Consider the following 2,211-nt stretch of genomic DNA (forward strand, 5'->3'; position numbering starts at 1 on the left):
TTTTCTGTCTTTGCATAATCTATTTTTCCTGTGTCAATATTTATAATATCAGACCTAAGACCGTAGTTTCCTTGTTGTAAAAAACCTTTAATAATTCTAGTTTTATCATCAACTTGAAGATCAACGATTCTGTAAATTTTCTTTTCATCTTCAACTATATGAAAGTCTATACCTTTCTCAGTAAAACAATCCTTAAAAATCGTATAAAGATCTAATCGACCTAAAATCTTATCTAAAGGAGGATAAGTATTATGAAGTCTAAAATATTGCTGATCATAAGTTCTTATAGTGTACGGAGCTAAAGAATGCATACTTAATATTTTAAGAATTAAAAATACATTTTTTCATAAGTTTTAGTCAGTTAAAAGGCTTTATTTAACATAAAATCTCTTATGCGAAATTTAAGAAAAAAAGCTTTAGCATTTTTTTCTGTCTCTTCTTAATCGTTGATCTTTAGGCTTTCGCTTATTCCGTTTATTCAAATAAATCTGATCTGCATTTCGACAAGCCACTTCAAACTCTTTCATACTCCAAGCCTTCTTGGCAGTGAAGCGTACATAGTGTAAGTTTTTTGGAAAATACATTTGATTCAGCTTCTTCTGCTCGGGATTTCGGGCATTTAATATCGATCTCATTTTAGCCTGTAACGTGCCAATTTGATGACGTGTACCATGAAAAGTTCCCTTAGAACTCAATCTAAAAGTGGCTTCTTTCAAACGATCAGCCTGTTCAGTCGAAATTAAATCAATTTTTTTATTCAACTCCCGCGTTGCCGACTGCATAAATTCTTGCGATAGATACCAGGTAAAACGGATTTTCTTCTGAGAATATCGTTGAAAAAACTCCAAATGCTTTTTACGAACCCCGCGTAATGCACGAGTTAGCTCTTTCAACCGCTCGTTATAGCTCACGTCATCGTTAAATTTAATTCCAAACCGTTGCAGTAAAAATGCACTCACGGATGCCTGATTCCAACGTGTATGTTCATTTTCTAAAAAAGCAAAGCCGAAAATACGTTGAATACTGGAAAAACGCCTGACATCAGATGCATCAAAAGGCTTAAACACCCGATAAACCAGATCTTGGTTACTATCAATAGTTTTTACACGCTTGGCATAAACATTAAAAATAACGCCAAAGCGTTCAGGATGATAATAAACCCGAGAAAATTGTGGCTTAAGATCACTAAACTCAATGTATTGTCCCAGTACATAATCCCCATAGTGCAACAGTTTTTCTCTTTTGGTTGTCAAAAGACTATTCAACTTTTGCTTCTGTACCATGCTCGAATTTTTGGCGAGTATTTCTTTTAGCGTCAGCTTACTTCTTCGCGCTTCTCTGTAGCCTGTGGTAAATAACCAAAACTGGAATACCTCACTTTTGGCTGGATCATAATTGATGACCAGACTCCATACTGGTTCCCCGTAGTCCGATTTTTTCTTACGCTCAGATTCAGTCAGATCGAGGCCATACTTCAAAATTAATTTTGGAAGCACATGATGGAACTTTGAAAAAAGCACAGTATCAGAAAACCAAAACTTAGCCCTTCCATTCGAAATGCATTGCATAAGACTGAGAAGACAGTCTGTTTTCGTTGTTGTGTAGTAGATCATTATTTAATCAAAATGTGCTTTTTATGCGGAAAGCATAAAAGTTTATCTTTGATTAAAAAAGAATAAAAAACACCATTTTTATAAAATAGCGTTTTTTTTGATCAATTTTGGTAAATGTATAAATAAGAGTTCCAATACCCGAATAATCCAGGACTAAAAATCTTTTAAAAGTTCAAGATCAACACTAAACATTCTTTGCATTCCCAGCATATGATCAAATTTTTGCTCATATTCTTTCAAAAATTTTCTGGAATCTAATAAATGACTCAAAATCAATTTTAGACTCTGAATAGATTCATCCTTAGGATCTACTAAAGCTTCTTTTTCTTTTAACTCTTTACGAACTTCTTTAATTTGAGATGTTAGCGTTTTTATACCTCTATGATTTGCAATAAACATCATTTCAAACCATTCAAGATCTTCTAAAGTAGATTTCATATCATCACCATTTAATTTTATAAAAATATTTTTTTTATGAAGATACGGCGGCCACCGAGATCTACTCTCGGGCCCAGCGCGAGGCTCTTCCGATCTGCTTTTTCGAATATGGTGGCGAGACCCAGGATCGAACTGGGGACACACGGATTTTCAATCCGTT

The 2,211-nt window shown here is 34.1% G+C and carries 2 protein-coding genes and 1 pseudogene; all 3 read right to left on the reverse strand.

What is annotated here, in order from left to right:
- A pseudogene (locus tag FTV38_RS17165) lies at window positions 1-311 on the reverse strand (hypothetical protein); the annotation flags it as partial.
- Between the two features lie 105 nt (window positions 312-416).
- Complete coding sequence (locus FTV38_RS17170) at window positions 417-1,568, reverse strand: hypothetical protein (protein ID WP_180023012.1); 1,152 nt, start codon at window positions 1,566-1,568, stop codon at window positions 417-419.
- 198 nt (window positions 1,569-1,766) lie between these two features.
- Window positions 1,767-2,051 carry a hypothetical protein gene (locus tag FTV38_RS17175; protein WP_180009727.1) on the reverse strand — a complete coding sequence of 95 codons (285 nt, stop codon included), beginning with the start codon at window positions 2,049-2,051 and terminating at the stop codon, window positions 1,767-1,769.
- Window positions 2,052-2,211 lie beyond the last annotated feature (160 nt).

Origin of the sequence: Acinetobacter sp. YH16044 (genome assembly GCF_013417145.1) — a bacterium.
GTDB lineage: Bacteria > Pseudomonadota > Gammaproteobacteria > Pseudomonadales > Moraxellaceae > Acinetobacter > Acinetobacter amyesii.